The following is a 17,687-nucleotide window of genomic DNA, read 5'->3' on the forward strand; positions in this document are numbered from 1 at the left end:
CGGCAACTCGGGCGGGCGCGCTGCTCATGCGACGCGGTCCCGCGTCGGGGCGTTGGACAGACCGCGCGCGGCGGTCTCGCCCGCGATGCGCCCGAAGACCGTGCCGATGGTCATGCCGATCCCGGCGAGATACCCCTGCCCCAGCACGTTGCCCGCCATGATCTCGCCCGCCGCGAAGATGTTCGGGCTGGCCGCCCCGTCGAAGAGGACGCGGGCGTCGCGGTTCACCCGAAGGCCCATATAGGTGAAGGTGATGCCCGGACGCAGCGAGTAGGCCCGGAACGGCGGCGTGTCGATCGGGCGGGCCCAATGCGACTTGGGCGGCGTCAGCCCCTCGGTGCGGCAATCGTCGTGGATCGCGGGATCGAACGCACCGGGGACGCAGGCCGCGTTGAACCGCGCCACCGTGTCCGACAACGCGTCGGGGTCGATCCCGATCTGCGTCGCGAGCCCCTCCAGCGTGTCGTCGACCGTCGGCGGAAAGACCGAAGGCATGAAGCTGTCCGCCGATTTCGCGTCGATGATGACGTGACCGACCTGGTCGGGCTGCGCCGCCACGAGACGGCCCCAGATGGCGTAGCGCTTGGGCCAGAAATCCTCGCCCTCGTCGTAGAACCGCACGCCGTCGCGGTTCACCACGATCCCGAACGGCAAGCAGTCGAGCCGGGTGACGATGCCGCCGTCGAAGCGCGGGGCGCGACCGTCCACCGCGACCGCGTGGAACTGATCGACCGTGCCAACCCGCTCGGCGCCCGCGTCCAGCATCAGGCGCAGGACGCCGCCGGTGTTGTAGGGGGTGCCCCGGATCAGGAAATTCTCCGCGGCCTCGCCCCAACCCTCCCGCAACCATTCGACATTGGCTTCGAACCCACCGGAGGCGGCGACGAAGGCGCGGGCCTGGACCCGTTCGGGCGCGGGGCGGTCGGTGTCCCATCCGGATTCGAGCGTGGCGGCGACGAAGGTGCCGCGGTCGATCTCGAGGGCGGCGACGCGGGTGTCGTAGCGGATCTCGACCCCGAGATCCTCTGCCGTGCGATAGAGCGCGTTGAGCATCGAGCGCCCGCCCCCGAGAAAGAACGCATTGGTCCGCCCGAGGCTTAGCGTGCCACCCAGCGACGGCTGGAAGCGGACGCCTTGCGTCTCGAGAAAGTCCCAGATCCCGGCGGAGCGCTGAAGCGTCAGTTCGGCCAATTCTGCGTCGGTCCGGCCATCGGTCACGCGCATCAGGTCGTCGAGATATTCCTCGACCGGGTAGGGTCCGGTCAGGATGCCGTTGCCCGCGTCATGGGCAACGCGGCAGTTGCGGGTGTGACGGGTGTTTCCACCGCGCATCGCCTTGGGTGCCGCCTCTGCGATCAGCACCCGCGCGCCGCCCCGCGCCGCGCAGATGGCCGCGCAGAGCGCCGCGTTGCCGCCCCCGGCGATCAGGATATCGGTCACGCGCCCAGCCCCGAAAACGTAACGAGCCGCGCCTCGGTCATCTCGCGGATCGCGTGCCGGGGGCCCTCCTGCCCGAAGCCCGACGCCTTGACCCCGCCATAAGGCATCAGGTCGACGCGGCTCGACGAGGTTTCGTTGATGTGGACGCCGCCGACATGGAGCGTGTGCGCCGCGCGGAAGGCGGCCCCGACATCCTGCGTGAAGACGCCCGTGGCCAACCCGTAGCGCGTCGCGTTCACCCGTGCGACGGCATCGTCCAGACCGTCCACGGGGATCAGCGCGGTGACGGGACCGAAGAGTTCGTGCTCGAACATGGCGGCCGGGGGATCGGCGATGACGGTGGGCGGCATCAGCGCCCGGTCGCGCGCGCCCGCCAGAAGTGGCGTCGCGCCCGCGATCATCGCCTCGACGCGGGCGGCGGCGGCCTCGGAGATCATGGGGCCGATATCGGTCCCTTCCTCTGCCGGGTCGCCCGTCACCAGCCTGCCGGCCGCCGCCAGATAGGCGTGGCGGAAGGCGTCATGCACGTCCCGCGCCACGTAGAGGGTCTGGATCGAGGTGCAGACCTGCCCAGCCTTGCGAAAGCTCGCGGCGGCGCACTTGGCCGCGATCGTCTCGAGATCGCCGTCGAGCACGATGGTCGCGGCGATCGAGCCCAGTTCCATCTGCGTGCGGCGAAGGCCCGCCGCCCGGTGGATCGCGGCCCCCGCCTCGGTCGAGCCGGTGAAGGCGTAGAAGGCCGGGCGCGGATCGGCCAGCAACGCCTGCGCGACATCCGGCCCGCCCTGCACGGTCTGCGCCGCGCCGGGCGAGAGACCGGCGTCGAGCAGTGCCCGGACCAGCATGTTCGCGGCGCTCGGCGTCTTTTCGGACGGCTTGAGGATCACCGCGTTGCCCGCCGCCAGCGCCGGGCCGACCTTGTGGGCGGGCGTGTTGAGGGGCGCGTTGAACGGCGTGATGGCGACGACCGTGCCCACCGGCACGCGCATCGTGAAGCCGACGCGCCCGGCGACCGCGCCGTCGAAGGGCACCATCTCGCCCGTGATGCGCGTCGCCTCCTCGGCCGAGAGCCGCAGGGTGGCGATCGTGCGCGCGATCTCGGAGAGGGCGTCGCGCCGCGGGAAGCCGGCCTCGGCCACGATGGCGGCGGCGATCTCGTCCTGCCGTGCGTCGATCAGGTCGGCCGCGGCCCGCAGGCACGCGGCACGGTCGGGCGGGGCCAGCGGGGCGGCGGCATAGGACGCGGCGGCGGCGAGCGCAGCCTCGATGTCGCGCGGCGTGGCGGCCCGGAGCGGATCGAGCGGGCGAAGGTGGAACTTGTCCAGCACCTCGATCGCGGGTCCGTCGGCCCGCAGCGCACCGTCGATCAGCGACCCGACCATCAGAACTGGGCCGCGTATTGCGCAGGGTCGATCCGTGCGCCGATTACCAGCGGCACGTCGCCCGGGTCGGCGGCCAGCGCGTCGGCAAGCGCCGTCTCGTCCTCGGCCATGATGGCATGGCAGCCCATCGATTCGGCCAGCGGCGCCAGTGCCGTTTCCTCGATGACGGTGCCGGTCGAGGGGACCTGCCGCGCCATCTGCTTCAGCTCGATCCGGTTGAGCGAGTTGTCGACGAAGACCAGGACCTTGAGCCCTAGCTTGAGCGAGGCCGCAAGCCGCAGCTCGGATTGTACCATCGCGAGGCCGCCATCGCCGGTAAAGCAGATCACGGTCTCGTCGGGCATCAGGTGCTTGGCCGCGATGGCGGCGGGCAGCGAGAAGCCCATCGACGACAGCCCGTTGGTCATCAGGAAGCGCCGCGTGCCCTGCGGCCGCCACCCCTGCCCCACCAAAAGCTTGTGCGATCCGACATCGGTCGAGGCGATGCTGTCCGCGGGTAGCACGTCGCGGGCCACGCGGATCACGTCCGACGGGTTCAGCACCCCGCCGACCCGTCCTGCATCAAAGGCCGTCTGAAGCGCGGCGCGGTGGTCCGCGAGGGCGCGCTCGGGCCAGCCAGGCGCGGCGGGCACCGCATCGGCCAGGGCAGCGAGCATTGGGCCGATCGAGCCGACAATCTCGGTTTCGGCCGCATAGATCTGGTCGGTATTGGGCAACTGGTCGATATGGATCACCGGTGCGCTGACCGACCACGGCTTGATCAGCTCGACCGCGTCGAAGCCCGCGCAGATGACGAGGTCGGCGGAGCGCATGACATCCCACATCAGCCCTTGGCAGGCCATGTCGAGCGTGCCGGCGAACCGCGGATGCGCCTCATCCACGGTGCCCTTGGCCATGGGCCCAGCGACAATGGCCGCACCGATCCGCTCGGCGAGTGCGACGATCTCGGGGCCGGCCTCCGACTGCATCGCCGAGATCCCGAAGAGGATCAGTGGACGGCGGGCCGCCGCGATGCGCGCCTCGGGCAGCGTACCGGAATGGATCAGCACCTGCCCCGCCGTCTCGGTGGGCGGCAACTGGATGCGGTCATCCTCGGCCTCGGCGGTCACGTGGTCGGCATGCATCGTCAGGTGGACAGGGCCGGGTCGCGGCGCGACGGCCGTGCGATGCGCCTTGCGTAATACCGTTCCGACCGTGTTCGGCGCGAGGTCGGCGGCCCATTTGCTGACCGGTACGAAGATCGCGCGCTGGTCCACGACCTGATGGGTGAAGATCGGCGCCCGCGCGGTGTCGATCTGACCCGACAGCGCCAGCATCGGCACGCGGTCCAGCCACGCATTGGCCACCGCGTTCACGAGGTTGGTGGAGCCGGGGCCGAGCGTCGACAGGCAGACGCCGGGCCGCCCGGTCAGCATCCCCGCAGCCTCGGCCATCAGACCTGCCGTGCCCTCGCGGCGGGCCAGCACGAACTCGATCCCCTCGGTCCGGCAGGCCTCGAGGAAGCCGACGGACGGGTCACCGGGATAGCCGAAGACCGTGCCGATGCCGGCGGCCTTGAGGTATCTCGCGCAGGTTTCGGACAGGTTCATGGGGACCTCGGGGTAGATTTCCCGTATTGGATACGTTTGTATGCAATCTGAGGTCAACAGGAGGATTTGATGGATTTGCAACTGAGCGGCAAGGTCGCGCTCGTTACGGGCGGCAATGCGGGCATCGGTCAGGCGATCGCGCGGATGATGGCCGCCGAGGGGGCGGCGGTGGTGATCACCGGACGCAACGAGGCGACGCTGACCGAGACGAAGGCCGGGATCGAGGCCGATGGCGGGACCTGTCACACGGTCATGGCCGAATTGCAGGATACGGACGTGGCCGCGCATGTCCGCGACGCGGCCCGGGCCGCGGTCGGGCCGGTCGACATCCTCGTGAACAATGCGGGCGGGTCGCGCCCGTTCGGCAAGGACGCCACCGAGGCGCAGTGGGACGAGGCGCTGACGCTCAACTTCACCCGGCCCCGCCAGATCGCCACGGCGATCCTGCCCGATATGGTCGGCCGGGGCTGGGGCCGGATCGTCAACATCACGGGCAAGTCCGAGCCCGAGGGCGTGAACGGCGCGTTCTGCGCCAAGGCCGGCATCCATTCCTGGTCCAAGGGGCTCAGCCGCGAAGTCGGACCGGACGGCGTGACGGTCAACTGCCTCGCGCCCGGCCGCATCATGTCCGACCAGATCCGTCGCAACTACAGCCCCGAATATCGCGCCGAGCAGTCCCGCACCGAGATCCCTGTGGGCCGATATGGCGAGCCGGAGGAATTGGCCGCGCTTGCGGTCTTCCTATGCTCGCCGCTGGCGTCCTACATCACCGGGACGATGATCGCCGTCGATGGCGGCCTGCGCCGCTACCAGTTCTGAGGAGGCCGTCCTGACCACCACCGCCGCCAGCGCCTACGACGCGATCCGCGACCGCATCCTGTCGGGCGCGATCCAACCCGGTGACCGCCTCCGCGAGACCGCGCTCGGTGACGAGCTGGGGCTGTCGCGCACCCCGGTCCGCGAAGCGATGCGGCGGCTCGAACAGGACGGCCTTCTGGAGCATGTGCCCCATCGGGGCGTCGTCGTGCGCCGCCTCGACCCGCAGCAGATCACCGAGCTCTACCTGATCCGCGGTGTGCTCGAGGGGACCGCCGCCCGCCTCGCCGCGCAGCATGGCAGCGAGGCCGAGATCGCGGCGCTGCGCGAATTGCTCGCGACGCAGCCGTCCGAGGCGGACGACAAGGGCGCCGCGGAGGCGTCGCGGCGCAACGCCGTCTTCCACCGCGCGATCCGGGACGCGGCCCATAACCGGTTCCTGCTGACCGCCATGGAAGGCGTCGAGGGATCGCTGGCGCTGCTGGGGCCGACGACGCTGGGGATGCCCGGTCGTATCGCTGCGGCCGGCGTCGAGCATGCGGCCATCCTCGACGCCATCGCCGCCCGCGCGCCCGACGCGGCCGAGGCGGCGGCGCGGGCGCATATCATGCAGGCGCATCAGGCGCGGCTGCGGCTGCTCTACGGCGCCGGGTGACGGTCGCGCACGAATGCCGCCACGAGTGCCGCGACCGCGTCGGGGGTCTCGACCGGCGGCAGGTGCCCCGCGCCCGCGACGATCTCGCAGGTGGCGCGCGGCAGACCCGCGGCGAGAGCGCGCATCGTGTCAGGCGGGGTCGAGACGTCCTCGGCCCCGCCGAGGCACAGCACGGGCAGCTTCAGGCGCGCAAGATCCGCACTCAGGTTGCAGGCTCCGATGGCGCGACAGGCCGCGAGATAGCCCGCGACGGGCTGGGCCGCGAGCGCCCGCTGCGCCCGCGCGATCACGTTTGCATCGTCGAAAGCCGGCGCGAACCAGCGGCGCACCTGCTCGGCAGCGAAGGGGGCCATGCCCTCGGCCTCGATCCGCTTGGCGCGCGCGTCGTAGTATTCCGCCGATCCAATCCGGGGCGCCGTGTCCGCGAGAACCAGCCCGGCGAAGCGATCGGGCGCGTCCAGCGCGGCGCGCATCGCGATCTGCCCCCCGATCGAGAGCCCACAGACCACCGCGCCCTCCGGCGCGAGGGCCAGAAGATCGGCGGCGTGGTCCGAGATTCGCTCGCCCTGTCCGCCCGACCGCCCCTGCCCGCGCAGATCGTAGAGCGTGATGCCCCACGCCGTCGGCATCCGTTCGGCGACCCCCTCCCAGACCCAAGCGCCGGTCCCGAGGGCGGGCACGAAGACCAGCTCCGGCGCGCCGGCCGCGGCGGAGCGGCGGCGCACCCGGAAGGTCGCGTCTCTCACAGTGCGGAACATCGCCCGAGGCTGGCCGCCGGAGCCGGGGGGCGCAAGTGCTGGACCTGAGCGCGATCGCCGAGCTGGGCGTCGTGACCGTCGCGCTCGTGCTGCTTGCGGCGGTCGTCGCCTCGGCGATCCACGGCGCGACCGGGATCGGCGGCGGCTTCCTGATGGCCATCGTGCTGGCTCCGCTGATCGGGGTCACCGCGGTGGTGCCCGTCCTCGCCTTGTCGCTGACCATGTCCGGCATCGCGCGGCTCTTTCTCAACCGTGACGCATTGCACTGGAGCGCCTACCGGGCCGTGATGATCTCGACCGTTCCGATGGTCGTCGCGGGGGCGTTGCTCTACGCGCATCTCGACGCGACCACGATCGCGCTGATCCTCGGCACGACGATCCTCGCCTCGGTGCCCCTGCGCCACTGGGCCGCGCGCAACGAGATCCGCGCATCCCGACCCATGCTGACCGGCGCGGGGGGCGTCTACGGCCTCGTCTCGGGGGCGTCGATCGGCGCGGGGATGCTGCTGATCCCGTTCCTGACCGGGCACGGGCTCGACCGGCGGCAATTCGTCGGCACGCTGGCCGCGATCGCGCTTTCGATGAACGTCACGCGCAGCACGGTCTATGGCGGCAGCGACCTTCTCGGCGGCGGCTGGCTGGCGCTCGGCCTTCTGGTCGGCCTGGCGACGCTGCCAGGCAACTGGATCGGACAGAAGGCGCTCCGCCGCGTCTCGGAGCGGGGCCATGGCCGCGCGCTCGACGTGCTGACGATCTTCGGGGGGTTGAACTTCTACCGGCTGGCGCTGGCCTGACCCTCGGGCTGGGGCGGCAGGCCGATCTGCTCGAGGAAGTCCGCGGCGACCGTCCGCGTCACGCGCACCAGCGCATCCGCCTCCGGGACGAGCGTCTGGCCGCGCAGGAAATGCATCCCGAAAGCCATCGGATAATAGGGGCGCAGCGGCACCGTCGTCAGCAGGTCGGGCTGGGCCGCCGGCAGCATCGGGTCGCAGATCGTCACGCCCGCGCCGATCGCGACGAGCTGGCAGGCGAGATGCGTCGTGCCGACCTCGACGGCGGGCGAGAGGATCGCGTTGGCATGGCCGAAGATCGCCTCGGTCTGTTGGCGCAACAACGTCCCCCGCCCGAGCGTGATGAACGGGTCATCCCCGATCTCGTCGATGGCGACGGTCTCGGACCCTTCCAGACGGTGCCCGCGGGGCAGGACGAGGACCGCGGGCAATTCGAAGAGGAGGCGCGTGTCGATATCGCGGTGCCGCGCGGGCAGCGACGACAGCCCGACATCGAAGCGCTGCCCGGTGATCCATGTCTCGAGCAGGCGTCGGGGCTGCACGTCGACCGACAGCTCCACATCGGGATGCGCGGCCTTGAAGCGGGCGACCACGGGTGCGGTGATGGCCGTCGACAGGCGCGGCATCGACACCAGCCGGAGGCGACGCCGCGCGCCCGCCCGGACCTCGTCGGCGAAGTCGCCGATCCGCTCCAGCCCGGCGAGCACGGGCTGCAATTCGTCGAGGAACGCGCGCCCGGTCTCGGTCGTGCGAAGCTGGCGGCGCGAGCGGTCGAACAGCGTTAGCTGGAGCGAGGCCTCCAGCCCCGCGATCTGCCGCGACAGCGCGGGCTCGGACATATTGAGCACCCGCGCCGCGGCCGTCAGCGAGCCGAGTTCGGCCACCGTCTGGAATGCCCTCAGTGCCTCCGTTCGCATCGCGCCGCACCCTTTCGCTTTTCGCAAGAGAACCGAAAATCTTCTCAATTGTAGAAGCCCCGTACGCCGTGGCAGCCTACCATGCAAGGTGCCGTCCGGGGAGAGACGGCCTGCAAGGGAGGAAGACATGTCCAAGATTCTGATCGCCGGTACGGTTCTCGCCGCGACCGCAACGGCCGCGCTGGCGGATTACCCCGAGCGCCCTGTGCGCCTGATCGTCGGCTTCTCGGCCGGGGGCGGCACGGATACCTCGGCGCGGGGCTTCGGGTCCTTCGTGGCCGGGGCGCCGACGATGAACGAAATGCCGATGGTCGTCGTGAACCAGCCGGGCGGCTCGGGCCTTCAGGCGGCGCAGACCGTCGCGGACGCGGATGCCGACGGCTACACGCTCTACATCATCAACAACGGCACGCTGTCGGCCACTTCGCTGGCCACGCCCGAGGCCGAGTTCGACCCCCGTGCGCGCCTCGAAAACCTCGGCTGCGTCACCCAGCTCGTGACCGGCCTTCAGGTCCCGGCGGATCATCCGGCGGATTCGGCCTCCGACTGGGTCGAAGCGGTCAAGGCGTCGGGCGAGACCGTCCGCTGGTCGACCTCGGGGGCCGCGACGATGCACGCCATCGTCGGCCATCTCTTCATGAACGCGAACGAGATCGACCATCAGGTTGTCCCGTTCCGCGGCGGCTCGAACGCGCGCAACGCCCTCGTGGCAGGCGACGTGACGGCCAGCTTCAACGGCAACCAGCTCGTCGACGGGTTCGAGGCGGATATCAAGGTTCTCGGCGTCCCGTCGCTGGAGCGCGATCCCGCCAACGAAGACGTGCCGACCTTCGCCGAACAGGGGCTGGACGGGCTGAACGTGACGGGGCCGATGTGCGTCTACGGGCCGGTCGGTCTGCCCGAGGAGGTCGTGACCGACATCTCCGCGGCGATCCAGGCCGTGACCGAGATGGAGGGCTTCGGCCGCTTCATGGGTCGCTCGGGCCTCGCCGCGATGCACCTGACGCCCGAGGCGGGCGCCGAGAACCTGTCGCGGCTCTACGATACCTTTGCGCCGGTCGTGGCCGAGGTGACGGCGGCGCAGAACTGATACCGATCTCTCCCGGAGAGGTCGGGGGCGCGGTTGCGACCGCGCCCCCGACCGCATCGGAGCACCCATGCCCCTGACCGCCCGCACCCGCATCGACCTTGGCGTCGCCGCGACCGTCATCGCCATCGGTGCCGTCTTCGCGTTCGAAGCCTGGCGCATTGATCCCGCCTCCTACGAGGCCGTGGGGCCGCGCGCGGTGCCGCTGTTCCTGGCCGTCGCGATGATCGTGCTCGGCGCGTCCATCGGCCTCGGCGCGTGGTGGCGCGTTGGACACGGCACACCGCCCGAGCCGGGCTTCGGCTTCGCCGATAGCGACCTGCGCCGGGTGGCCGCCGTGATCGGCGCGGGGGCCGTCTATACGTTCGCGTTCTGGGCCATGGGCTACATGATGGCCACGATCCTCGGGATGGCGATGGCGCTCTGGGTCTTCGGTGTCCGCAGCCCGGTGATGCTGGTGGTGCTGCCGCTGATTGCGGGTATCGCGTATCAGGTGATCTTCATGGGTTATATGGGCCTTCTCGACCCGCGCGGCGCGCTTCTCAACCTGCGCTGGCTGTCGAACCCGGTGACGCCGCGATGACCGCGCTCCAGGATCTGATCGGCGGCTTCGGGATGCTCTTCTCGGACCCGCAGGCGCTGTTCTTCACTCTGCTTGCGGCCTTCGTCGGCATCGTCTTCGGCGCACTGCCCGGCCTTACCGCCTCGGCCGCCATCGCGATGCTGCTGCCGCTCAGCTTCTATCTCGGGCCGCTCCCCGCGCTGGCCTTTCTCTACGTGATCGGAAAGTCCGGCCGCTACGGCGGCTCCATCGCGGCGATCCTCTTCAACACGCCCGGCACGGCGGCGAGTGCCGCGACCATGCAGGACGGCCATCCGATGGCACGGCGCGGCCAGCCGAACCGGGCGCTGCGAACGGCCACGGTCGCCAGCGTCTTCGGCGACTACGTGGGCGAGATCGTCCTGATCTTCGGGGCGGTCTGGATCGCGACCTACACGCGCACCTTCGGCCCCACCGAGTATTTCGCGATCTACCTGATGGCTTTCGTGGTGATCGGCTCGGTCGTCGGGCAATCGATCACCAAGGGGATCCTGTCGACGATCCTCGGCGCGCTCGTGGCGCTGATCGGTGTGGACATCATCACAAACACGCCGCGCCTGACCTTCGGCACGCAGGACCTGCGCGACGGCATGTCGCTCGTCCCGCTCCTGATCGGGGTCTTCGTCGTGTCCGAGATCGTCATTCAGGCCGAGCGGGCAGGCAAGGCGGCGGTCGTCGATGCGGGCCTCGCCGATATCCACCGCCGCGATCACCTCTCCTTCGCCGAGGTTCGCCGCCTGATCCCGCTGATGTTCCGATCCTCCATCATGGGCAGCGTCATCGGCATGATGCCGGGCCTCGGCTCGTCGGTCGCCTGCTTCGTGGCTTACGGCGAGGAAAAGCGCCGTGCGTCCAATCGCGAAGAGTGGGGCACCGGTGTGATCGAGGGCATCGCCGCGCCCGAAAGCGCCAACAACGCCGTGTCGGGCCCGTCGATGATCCCGCTCCTGACGCTCGGCGTGCCGGGCTCGACGGTCGCGGCGGTCCTGATCGGCGTCTTCCTGATCCACGGCATCCAGGTCGGCCCGCTGCTCTTCTCCGAGAGCAATATGATCATCACCGACAGCGGCGATTTCTTCTCGTCGCGCGAACTGATCTTCGCGCTCTTTGCAGCAGGGCTCGTGGGGATCGCGGCCTACGGCTTCCTTGGGTTCTGGGGCGGGCCGCTGATCGGCAAGACCATCGCGCGGGTGCCGCCGCGCTATCTCTATCCGTTCATCTTCCTGACCGCCGTCGCCGCCTCCTATTCCGCCCGCGCCTCGATCCTCGACGTCGCCATTGCCCTTCTCTTCGGGGTGGTCGGCTACCTGATGCGGCGTACGGGCTTCGCGCCCGCGGCCTTCGTCATCGCCTATGTCCTCGCCCGCCCGATGGAGGAATCGTTCCGCCAGGCGCTCCTGCTCAGCGACGACGGCGCGCTCATCTTCCTGCGCGAACCCGTGGCGGGCGGGTTCCTTCTGGCCGGAGCGATCGTCGTGGTGCTGCGGCTGATCTCGACCCGCCGCGCGGCCCGCCGGGATGCCACGGCATGACCGGGCGCGGCCCGCTGGACGGCCTCCGCGTCGTCGACTTCACCCATGTGCTCGCCGGTCCGGCCTGCGCCTACATGCTCGGCCTTCTCGGCGCCGAGGTCGTCAAGGTCGAGGGCCCGGACGGCGAGGCAATGCGCTGGCGTGGCGGGACCGATTCCGACGCCGCGGCGGCGGGCCGCTCGACCGCGTGGCTGGCACAGGCGGGCGGCAAGCGCTCCGTCGTCCTCGACCTCCAGACCGAGGCCGGATCCGAGGCGATGCACCGCCTTCTCGACCGCGCCGACGTGCTGGTCGAGAACCACCTGCCCGCGACGCTCCGACGGCTCGGGCTGGACGATCTGACGACGCGATACCCGCGCCTGATTCACTGCGCGATGACCGGCTACGGACGCGGCGGCGCGCTCGAGGATGCGCCGGCTTACGACGTGAACATCCAGGCCGCCTGCGGGATGATGTCGGTCACGGGCACGTCCGCGTCGGGCCCGCTGCGCGCCGGGGCGCCGGTGATCGACTACGGCGCGGCGATGGCGGCGGGTTTCGCGATCTGCGCCGCCCTGGTCGAGCGGGCGCGGACGGGATCGGGCACGTTCGTCGACGTCTCCATGCTCGAGACGGGCCTGACCATGATGGCCTCGCAGGTGGCCGACATGACCGCCACCGGCCAGGTGCCCGGCCCACGCGGCAACGCGGCCAACTCGCGCTCGCCCGCGGCGGGTACCTTTCCCTGCCGGACCGGGCATCTCTCGCTCGGGGTGAACGAGGAGCACCAGTTCCACGCGTTGGCGCAGACGCTCGGCCGCGAGGAGTGGCTCGACGACCCGCGCTTCGCCGACCGGGCCGCGCGCGCCGCACATGCCGAAGCGATGGAAGCGGCCCTGATCGACGCGCTCGCCCCACGCGATGCGATCGATTGGGAGCGCAGCTTCCGGGCGGCGGGCGTCCCGGCCGCGCGCCTGCAAACTCTCGACGCCGCACTGGACATGCCGCAGATCGCGGCGCGCGGCTTCCTCGCGCCGATGGGCGACGCCTCCGTCCCCACCCTGCCGTTTCGCATCGGCGGTCATACCGCCGTCCCCTCGACCGGCCCCCGTCCGCTCGGGGCGGACACGGACGACGTCCTGGCAGAACTGGGCTTGCCCGACGCCAAGTCCTGACGCCGTGCCCGATGTGGCACGAACCGGCCCGCCCTTAACGGAGCCTTAGGCGATGGCCCGCTAGAAGACCGGCACGCTGACGAACGGGTGCCGATACGATGTCATTGCGAGACCGCCTCCGCCGCGAGACGCGCACCGCCCATGCGGACGTGGATGCCCGCTTCGGCGCCTACGATATCGTCCAACCGGGACGGTACGGGGATTTCCTGACCGCGCATCTCGGCGCGCTGACCTTGCTCGACGCGCGCGCGGACCGACGGGCCGGCGAAGACGTGCGGCGCGACATCGCGGCGATGCGGGGGCGGATCCGCCAGGACCTCCGGTGCTTGGGTCGCCCGGCCCCGCCTGCCGCGGTGCCATCGCCCTCGACCGGGCCCCTGCATCCGGATGCGTTGCGCTACGCGGTCTGGGGCTCGCAGATCGGCATGTCCTTTCTGCACCGTCAATGGGCCGCCCTGCCCCGGACGCCCGTCCGCCTCACCAGCCGGTTCCTGACCACGCCCTTTGTGCCCCCGTTCTGGAAGGCGCTCTGCCACCGTCTCGCCGCGACGCCCGCCACCGGGGACACGCCCGACCGCGTCGTCGCCGATGCCGGGCGCATCTTCGACATCTACGCCCATGCCGCCCGGCGCAGCCCTTCGGATCTCAGCCATGCCGGATAGCGCGCGCGACCTCGATCTTACCTCCTGCGACCGCGAGCCGATCCATCTTCTGGCACGCGTGCAGCCGTTCGGATGCCTCATCGCGATTTCGGCCGACTGGCTGATCCTGCATGTCTCCAGCAACGTCGCAGGCATTCTGAGCGTCCCCGCCGAGGACCTCGTCGGCACCCCATTCGCCGCGCTGTTCAGCGACTCCGTCGCCCATATGCTGCGCGGCCGCACCCAGGTCCTCAACGCCGGCAACCAGGCCTGCCGCGTGTTCGGAGCCGACCTCTTCGATGACGGGCGCCGCTTCGACATCTCGATTCACCCGACGGATCGCGGGTTCATCTACGAATTCGAGCAGAAGGCCGATCTCGCCCCGCGCAACGACATGGAGCTCGTCCAGACATTGCTTGCGACCGTCCGCGTGCAGGAGCATCCCGACGACCTGTTGCGCGCGGCGGCCAGCGCCATGCGCGCTCTGTGCGGCTTCGACCGGGTGATGGTCTACCGGTTCGGCGCGGACGGCAGCGGTCAGGTGGTGGCCGAGGCGGTGGCGCCGGGTGCCGAAAGCTTCCTCGGCCTGCGCTACCCGGCCAGCGACATTCCCAAGCAGGCACGCGCGCTCTACCGCAAGAACCACCTCCGGCTGATCGCCGATGTCGATGCCGAGGTGCTCGACGTCGTCCCGGCGCGATGCCCCAACGGCGACGCTGTCGACCTGTCGGGCGCCGTGACGCGCGCCGTCTCGCCCGTGCACCTGCAATACCTGCGCAACATGGGCGTGCAGGCGTCGATGTCGTCCTCGATCATCCAGAACGGCACGCTCTGGGGGCTTTTCGCATGCCACCACGATGCCCCGCGATATGTCGATTACGAACGGCGGACCGCGATCGAACTCTTCACGCAACTGGTGTCCTACGAACTCGCCGACCGCCAGAACGCCGAACTCCGCGAGGAACTGGCCGATACCAAGGCCCTGCATGACCGCATCATGCTGCGCGTCTCGAACGGGCTCGGACTCTTCGACGGCTTCCCCGACCTCGCGGACGAGATCCACGAGCTGATCGAGTTCGACGGCATCGCCATCTTCTCCGACGATCGATACGTCTCCCTCGGGGCCGCGCCCACTGAAGACGAATTCATGCGGCTCGTCCGGTTCCTAAACACCATGACCATGGGAAACGTCTTCGCCACCGACCACCTGGCCGAGCGCTATGCCGGCGCGGCCGCCCTGTCGGACCGCGTCGCCGGGATTCTCGTCCTCCCGATCTCCCGAAGTCCGCGCGACTACATCGTGCTCTTCCGATCGGAGGTGCGCCGCTCGGTGACCTGGGCCGGCCGTCCCGAAAAACCGGTGACATTCGTCGACGGGCAACCGCGCCTGAGCCCGCGCACCAGTTTCGCGGCCTGGCAGGAGGACATCCGGGGCCGGTGCGCACCTTGGACCGACCGGCATCTGAGCATTGCGGACACGCTACGCCACTCGCTCCTCGAGGTCGTACTGAAGGTCACGGACGAAGCCGGGCGCATCGCCCGGCATCTGCGCCAGAAGCAGGAACTCCTGATCGCCGAGCTCAATCACCGGGTCCGGAACATCCTCAGCCTGATCAGCGGAATCGTCTCGCAGGCGAACCGCGCCGACCCGTCGCTGGAGACCTATGTCGCGAACCTCGAATCCCGCATCCAGGCGCTGGCCCGCGCCCACGACCAACTGACACAGCAGGATTGGGCAGCAGCCTCGTTCTTCCAGCTCGTGACCGCCGAGATCGCCGCATACACCCAGAACGACGGCGATGCCGTCCTCCTCGAGGGGACCGACGTGCGGCTGGAGCCGCAGGCCTTCACCACGCTGGCGCTCGTGGTACACGAACTGGTGACCAACGCGATGAAATACGGCGCGCTCTCGTCGCGACACGGTCGCATTCACCTCTCCTGCCGGATCGACCGCACGGGCGCCTACGTCATCCACTGGGCTGAACGGGGCGGCCCGACCGTGCAGGCCCCTACGCGCGAAGGCTTCGGGTCGACCATCGTGAACCATTCGATCCCGTTCGACCTGCAAGGCCTGTCGGACGTTCGCTTCAACGTCTCGGGTCTCGTCGCCCAATTTGCCGTCCCGGCGTCCCATTTCAAGACGGTGACCGCAGCCGGAGAGCGCCGCGAAGCCTCCCCGGCGCCGGTCGGCGCGCAGCCCGAGCCACCGATGCCCGCGGCGGACACGACGCCGGCCGCACCGACGCCGCTCGACGGTCTCGAACTCCTCCTCGTCGAGGACAATATCGTGATCGCGATGGACACGAAGGCAAAGCTCGCCAAGCTGGGCGCGTCCCGCGTGCAGATCGCAAGCTCGGTGCGCGTCGCGCTGAAGGTGATGGACGAAGCGTCGATCCAATGCGCTGTGCTGGACGTCAATCTCGGCGACGAGGTGTCGATCGCCGTGGCGCAGCGGCTTCACGCCCAGGGCATACCGTTCATCCTGGCCACGGGCTACGGCACGGATCAAAGCGCGCTCGACGGGTATCCCGATGTCACGATCATGGTGAAGCCCTACAGCCTGAACGACCTCAGCGCTGCCCTGGCTACCGAACTGGCCCGGCACGCAGAGCGCGACCCGAAAACGAACAGCTCTCATGCCATGCTCTAACCCTGTCCGAGACCATATCGGATTGGTCCCGCCGACCCGACCGGAGTGGAGACCCCGGAGCCGTCGTGATGGCCTCCGAATGGGACCGGGATTGCCTGATCTGAAAGCGGACCTGAATGCGGGCGTGCCAAAGCTCGGCCAGCCCGTCCGCGCGACGCCCCCCCGCGCGCCGGCCCCACCCTTTGGCGCGGAACCGATCCAATGACCGCCCTTCGTGTCGCCTATGTCGAGGATGAGGACGATATCCGCGAGCTGACGGAGATCGCACTGACCAGCTTCGCGGACTTCACCGTGCAGACCTACGCGTCGGGAGCCGAGGCCTTGGCAGAAATGGCGGCATTCGCCCCTGACCTGATCCTGCTCGACGTGATGATGCCGGCGATGGATGGCAAGACGCTGTTTGGCCGCATCATGCGCACAGATGCTTTGGCAGATGTCCCCGTGGTCTTCATGACAGCGAAGGCCCTTCCGGCGGAATGCGAGGAGTTGCGCGCGCTCGGGGCCGTGGGCGTGATCTCCAAGCCCTACGACCCCGTGACGCTCGCCGATCGGGTCACGGACCTGTGGCGCGCAGCAGCCGTCAGGTCCTGAGGATCGCCTCGCGCCATAGCGCGCTCGGGCGGTGCATCGCCCACACCCAGTCGCCCGAGCAGCCCTGCAAACCCGCGTCGCAGCGTGGCACCCACGCCCGAAACGCGGGAAATCCGCACGGTCGAGTGGATCGGGAACGGCGCTGCGCGATCCAACCGGACCCGCGCGAGTTGCTTGCTTTCGTCGAGACGGAAGGCCGTCCGGAACTCGTCGGGGATGGATTGCGACACCGGAAGGATTGCCTCGATCCGGCCGGAATGGGTCAGTTGCCCGCTGGAGATGTGCACCCGGTCGCCGTTCTCGATAGCGAAGAGATAAGTCTTCGGGAGGTAGGCGAGCACGTAGGGTTCGCCCCAGAGCAGCACGAGGATCGGCTTGCCTGGCAGATAGACCTCGCCCGGCGCGGGGACCTCGCCACCGACGATGCCGCCGACACCGGCGAGATGCCGCCCCTCGGCGTAATGTGTGCGCAGCTTGGAGATGGCGCCCTCGGCATGGCGGCGGGCGGATTCCACCGCCTCGATCTCCTGGCTGAGGCCTTCGAGGCTGGCGCGGAGCGTCGTGACTTCGGCCTGCGAGGCATAGACTTCGGTCTCGACCGCCTCACGTCGCAGGGTCGGCACCCCGCGCCGATAGGCGAGGATCTGCGCCAACCGGTCGCGATAGGTATCGAGTCGGTCAATCGCTTCGGGAAGGCGGCTTTCGACGACGCCGCGCTCGGACCGGAGCGTGGCCTGACGCTCGGCCAGCGCCGCGTCCTGCATCGACAGTTCCGCGAGTCGGCCAAGCACGTCGAGCGATTCCGCGCGCAACAGGACATCGCCGGCCGCGACCGTCTGCCCCGGCGCCACGGCAACCTCGGTCACGCGGACCAGCGCGGTCGCGGCGATCACGCTGCGGTTCTTCAGGACGATGCCGTCAGCGCGCAGGAACAGCCGCTCGCCCAGAAGGTAGTTGCCGAGCGCCGCGAAGAAGACCGCAAGCAGGATGAGGTAGATCGTGCGATCGATGTTGCGCCGCTTCGGCGGCGGGCCATTGACCATCGCATCGGCGCGCGGCCGGGTTTTCAGGCGACGCAGCATC

General features: G+C 69.7%; 16 protein-coding genes. 10 read left to right on the forward strand and 6 right to left on the reverse strand.

Annotation, left to right across the window (positions count from 1 at the left end; all coding sequences use genetic code 11):
* Nucleotides 1-24 precede the first annotated feature (24 nt).
* Genes tcuA through ACK8OR_RS07805 form a run of 3 tightly spaced genes read right to left on the reverse strand, consistent with a single transcriptional unit; the run spans nucleotide 25 to nucleotide 4,411 of the window.
* Nucleotides 25-1,440 carry an FAD-dependent tricarballylate dehydrogenase TcuA gene (gene tcuA / locus ACK8OR_RS07795; RefSeq protein WP_410188847.1) on the reverse strand — a complete coding sequence of 472 codons (1,416 nt, stop codon included), beginning with the start codon at nucleotides 1,438-1,440 and terminating at the stop codon, nucleotides 25-27.
* On the reverse strand, nucleotides 1,437-2,822 hold the full coding sequence (locus tag ACK8OR_RS07800) for an aldehyde dehydrogenase family protein (protein ID WP_410188848.1): 1,386 nt from the start codon (nucleotides 2,820-2,822) through the stop codon (nucleotides 1,437-1,439). The genes tcuA and ACK8OR_RS07800 overlap by 4 nt, the downstream gene beginning before the upstream one ends.
* Complete coding sequence (locus ACK8OR_RS07805) at nucleotides 2,822-4,411, reverse strand: thiamine pyrophosphate-binding protein (RefSeq protein ID WP_410188849.1); 1,590 nt, start codon at nucleotides 4,409-4,411, stop codon at nucleotides 2,822-2,824. Before ACK8OR_RS07805 ends, ACK8OR_RS07800 begins: the two co-directional genes overlap by 1 nt.
* A gap of 69 nt (nucleotides 4,412-4,480) precedes the next feature.
* Between ACK8OR_RS07805 and ACK8OR_RS07810 the strand changes: the two genes are divergently transcribed.
* Nucleotides 4,481-5,230: an SDR family oxidoreductase gene (locus ACK8OR_RS07810; RefSeq protein ID WP_410188850.1), complete on the forward strand. Its 750-nt coding sequence runs from the start codon at nucleotides 4,481-4,483 to the stop codon at nucleotides 5,228-5,230.
* A complete protein-coding gene (locus ACK8OR_RS07815; protein ID WP_410188851.1) occupies nucleotides 5,202-5,882 on the forward strand; it encodes a GntR family transcriptional regulator in 681 nt (226 codons plus the stop codon). Before ACK8OR_RS07810 ends, ACK8OR_RS07815 begins: the two co-directional genes overlap by 29 nt.
* Here the strand turns inward: ACK8OR_RS07815 and ACK8OR_RS07820 are convergent.
* Nucleotides 5,867-6,628, reverse strand: a complete 762-nt coding sequence (locus ACK8OR_RS07820) for an alpha/beta fold hydrolase (protein ID WP_410188852.1) — start codon at nucleotides 6,626-6,628, stop codon at nucleotides 5,867-5,869. The genes ACK8OR_RS07815 and ACK8OR_RS07820 overlap by 16 nt on opposite strands.
* 47 nt (nucleotides 6,629-6,675) lie before the next feature.
* On the opposite strand from ACK8OR_RS07820, the gene ACK8OR_RS07825 reads away from it, so the two are divergent.
* Entirely contained in the window at nucleotides 6,676-7,434 is a 759-nt protein-coding gene (locus tag ACK8OR_RS07825) for a sulfite exporter TauE/SafE family protein (protein ID WP_410188853.1), read from the forward strand.
* Here the strand turns inward: ACK8OR_RS07825 and ACK8OR_RS07830 are convergent.
* Nucleotides 7,413-8,348 carry a LysR family transcriptional regulator gene (locus tag ACK8OR_RS07830; RefSeq protein WP_410188854.1) on the reverse strand — a complete coding sequence of 312 codons (936 nt, stop codon included), beginning with the start codon at nucleotides 8,346-8,348 and terminating at the stop codon, nucleotides 7,413-7,415. The two genes, ACK8OR_RS07825 and ACK8OR_RS07830, sit on opposite strands and share 22 nt — an antisense overlap.
* Before the next feature lie 127 nt (nucleotides 8,349-8,475).
* Here ACK8OR_RS07830 and ACK8OR_RS07835 point away from each other — a divergent pair, with 127 nt between their 5' ends.
* The 7 genes from ACK8OR_RS07835 (at nucleotide 8,476) to ACK8OR_RS07865 (ending at nucleotide 16,604) form a co-directional block, all read left to right on the forward strand.
* Entirely contained in the window at nucleotides 8,476-9,438 is a 963-nt protein-coding gene (locus ACK8OR_RS07835; RefSeq protein WP_410188855.1) for a Bug family tripartite tricarboxylate transporter substrate binding protein, read from the forward strand.
* Nucleotides 9,439-9,505: 67 nt separating this feature from the next.
* Nucleotides 9,506-10,018: a tripartite tricarboxylate transporter TctB family protein gene (locus ACK8OR_RS07840; RefSeq protein WP_410188856.1), complete on the forward strand. Its 513-nt coding sequence runs from the start codon at nucleotides 9,506-9,508 to the stop codon at nucleotides 10,016-10,018.
* Nucleotides 10,015-11,568, forward strand: a complete 1,554-nt coding sequence (locus ACK8OR_RS07845; RefSeq protein ID WP_410188857.1) for a tripartite tricarboxylate transporter permease — start codon at nucleotides 10,015-10,017, stop codon at nucleotides 11,566-11,568. Before ACK8OR_RS07840 ends, ACK8OR_RS07845 begins: the two co-directional genes overlap by 4 nt.
* Nucleotides 11,565-12,722 (forward strand): CaiB/BaiF CoA transferase family protein, encoded by a 1,158-nt coding sequence (locus ACK8OR_RS07850; protein ID WP_410188858.1) that lies wholly within the window; start codon nucleotides 11,565-11,567, stop codon nucleotides 12,720-12,722. Before ACK8OR_RS07845 ends, ACK8OR_RS07850 begins: the two co-directional genes overlap by 4 nt.
* A 104-nt stretch (nucleotides 12,723-12,826) precedes the next feature.
* Nucleotides 12,827-13,384, forward strand: coding sequence for a biliverdin-producing heme oxygenase (locus ACK8OR_RS07855; RefSeq protein ID WP_410188859.1), 558 nt, complete (start codon nucleotides 12,827-12,829; stop codon nucleotides 13,382-13,384).
* Nucleotides 13,374-16,013 carry an HWE histidine kinase domain-containing protein gene (locus tag ACK8OR_RS07860; RefSeq protein ID WP_410188860.1) on the forward strand — a complete coding sequence of 880 codons (2,640 nt, stop codon included), beginning with the start codon at nucleotides 13,374-13,376 and terminating at the stop codon, nucleotides 16,011-16,013. The genes ACK8OR_RS07855 and ACK8OR_RS07860 overlap by 11 nt, the downstream gene beginning before the upstream one ends.
* Before the next feature lie 201 nt (nucleotides 16,014-16,214).
* Complete coding sequence (locus tag ACK8OR_RS07865; protein WP_410188861.1) at nucleotides 16,215-16,604, forward strand: response regulator; 390 nt, start codon at nucleotides 16,215-16,217, stop codon at nucleotides 16,602-16,604.
* Here ACK8OR_RS07865 and ACK8OR_RS07870 read toward each other — a convergent pair.
* Nucleotides 16,538-17,686 carry an HlyD family secretion protein gene (locus tag ACK8OR_RS07870; RefSeq protein WP_410188862.1) on the reverse strand — a complete coding sequence of 383 codons (1,149 nt, stop codon included), beginning with the start codon at nucleotides 17,684-17,686 and terminating at the stop codon, nucleotides 16,538-16,540. The two genes, ACK8OR_RS07865 and ACK8OR_RS07870, sit on opposite strands and share 67 nt — an antisense overlap.
* Between the last annotated feature and the right edge of the window lies 1 nt (nucleotide 17,687).

This window comes from Jannaschia halovivens (assembly GCF_046452375.1).
Taxonomy (GTDB): Bacteria; Pseudomonadota; Alphaproteobacteria; order Rhodobacterales; family Rhodobacteraceae; genus Jannaschia; species Jannaschia halovivens.

What these genes read in the sequence shown, in the direction of transcription:
- ACK8OR_RS07860 (WP_410188860.1), top strand. Translation starts at nt 13,374, where the DNA reads ATGCCGGATAGCGCGCGCGACCTCGATCTTACCTCCTGCGACCGCGAG.
- ACK8OR_RS07870 (WP_410188862.1), bottom strand. Translation starts at nt 17,686, where the DNA reads ATGCTGCGTCGCCTGAAAACCCGGCCGCGCGCCGATGCGATGGTCAAT.
- ACK8OR_RS07815 (WP_410188851.1), top strand. Translation starts at nt 5,202, where the DNA reads ATGGCGGCCTGCGCCGCTACCAGTTCTGAGGAGGCCGTCCTGACCACC.
- ACK8OR_RS07865 (WP_410188861.1), top strand. Translation starts at nt 16,215, where the DNA reads ATGACCGCCCTTCGTGTCGCCTATGTCGAGGATGAGGACGATATCCGC.
- ACK8OR_RS07845 (WP_410188857.1), top strand. Translation starts at nt 10,015, where the DNA reads ATGACCGCGCTCCAGGATCTGATCGGCGGCTTCGGGATGCTCTTCTCG.
- ACK8OR_RS07840 (WP_410188856.1), top strand. Translation starts at nt 9,506, where the DNA reads ATGCCCCTGACCGCCCGCACCCGCATCGACCTTGGCGTCGCCGCGACC.
- ACK8OR_RS07830 (WP_410188854.1), bottom strand. Translation starts at nt 8,348, where the DNA reads ATGCGAACGGAGGCACTGAGGGCATTCCAGACGGTGGCCGAACTCGGC.
- ACK8OR_RS07800 (WP_410188848.1), bottom strand. Translation starts at nt 2,822, where the DNA reads ATGGTCGGGTCGCTGATCGACGGTGCGCTGCGGGCCGACGGACCCGCG.
- ACK8OR_RS07805 (WP_410188849.1), bottom strand. Translation starts at nt 4,411, where the DNA reads ATGAACCTGTCCGAAACCTGCGCGAGATACCTCAAGGCCGCCGGCATC.
- ACK8OR_RS07835 (WP_410188855.1), top strand. Translation starts at nt 8,476, where the DNA reads ATGTCCAAGATTCTGATCGCCGGTACGGTTCTCGCCGCGACCGCAACG.
- ACK8OR_RS07810 (WP_410188850.1), top strand. Translation starts at nt 4,481, where the DNA reads ATGGATTTGCAACTGAGCGGCAAGGTCGCGCTCGTTACGGGCGGCAAT.
- ACK8OR_RS07850 (WP_410188858.1), top strand. Translation starts at nt 11,565, where the DNA reads ATGACCGGGCGCGGCCCGCTGGACGGCCTCCGCGTCGTCGACTTCACC.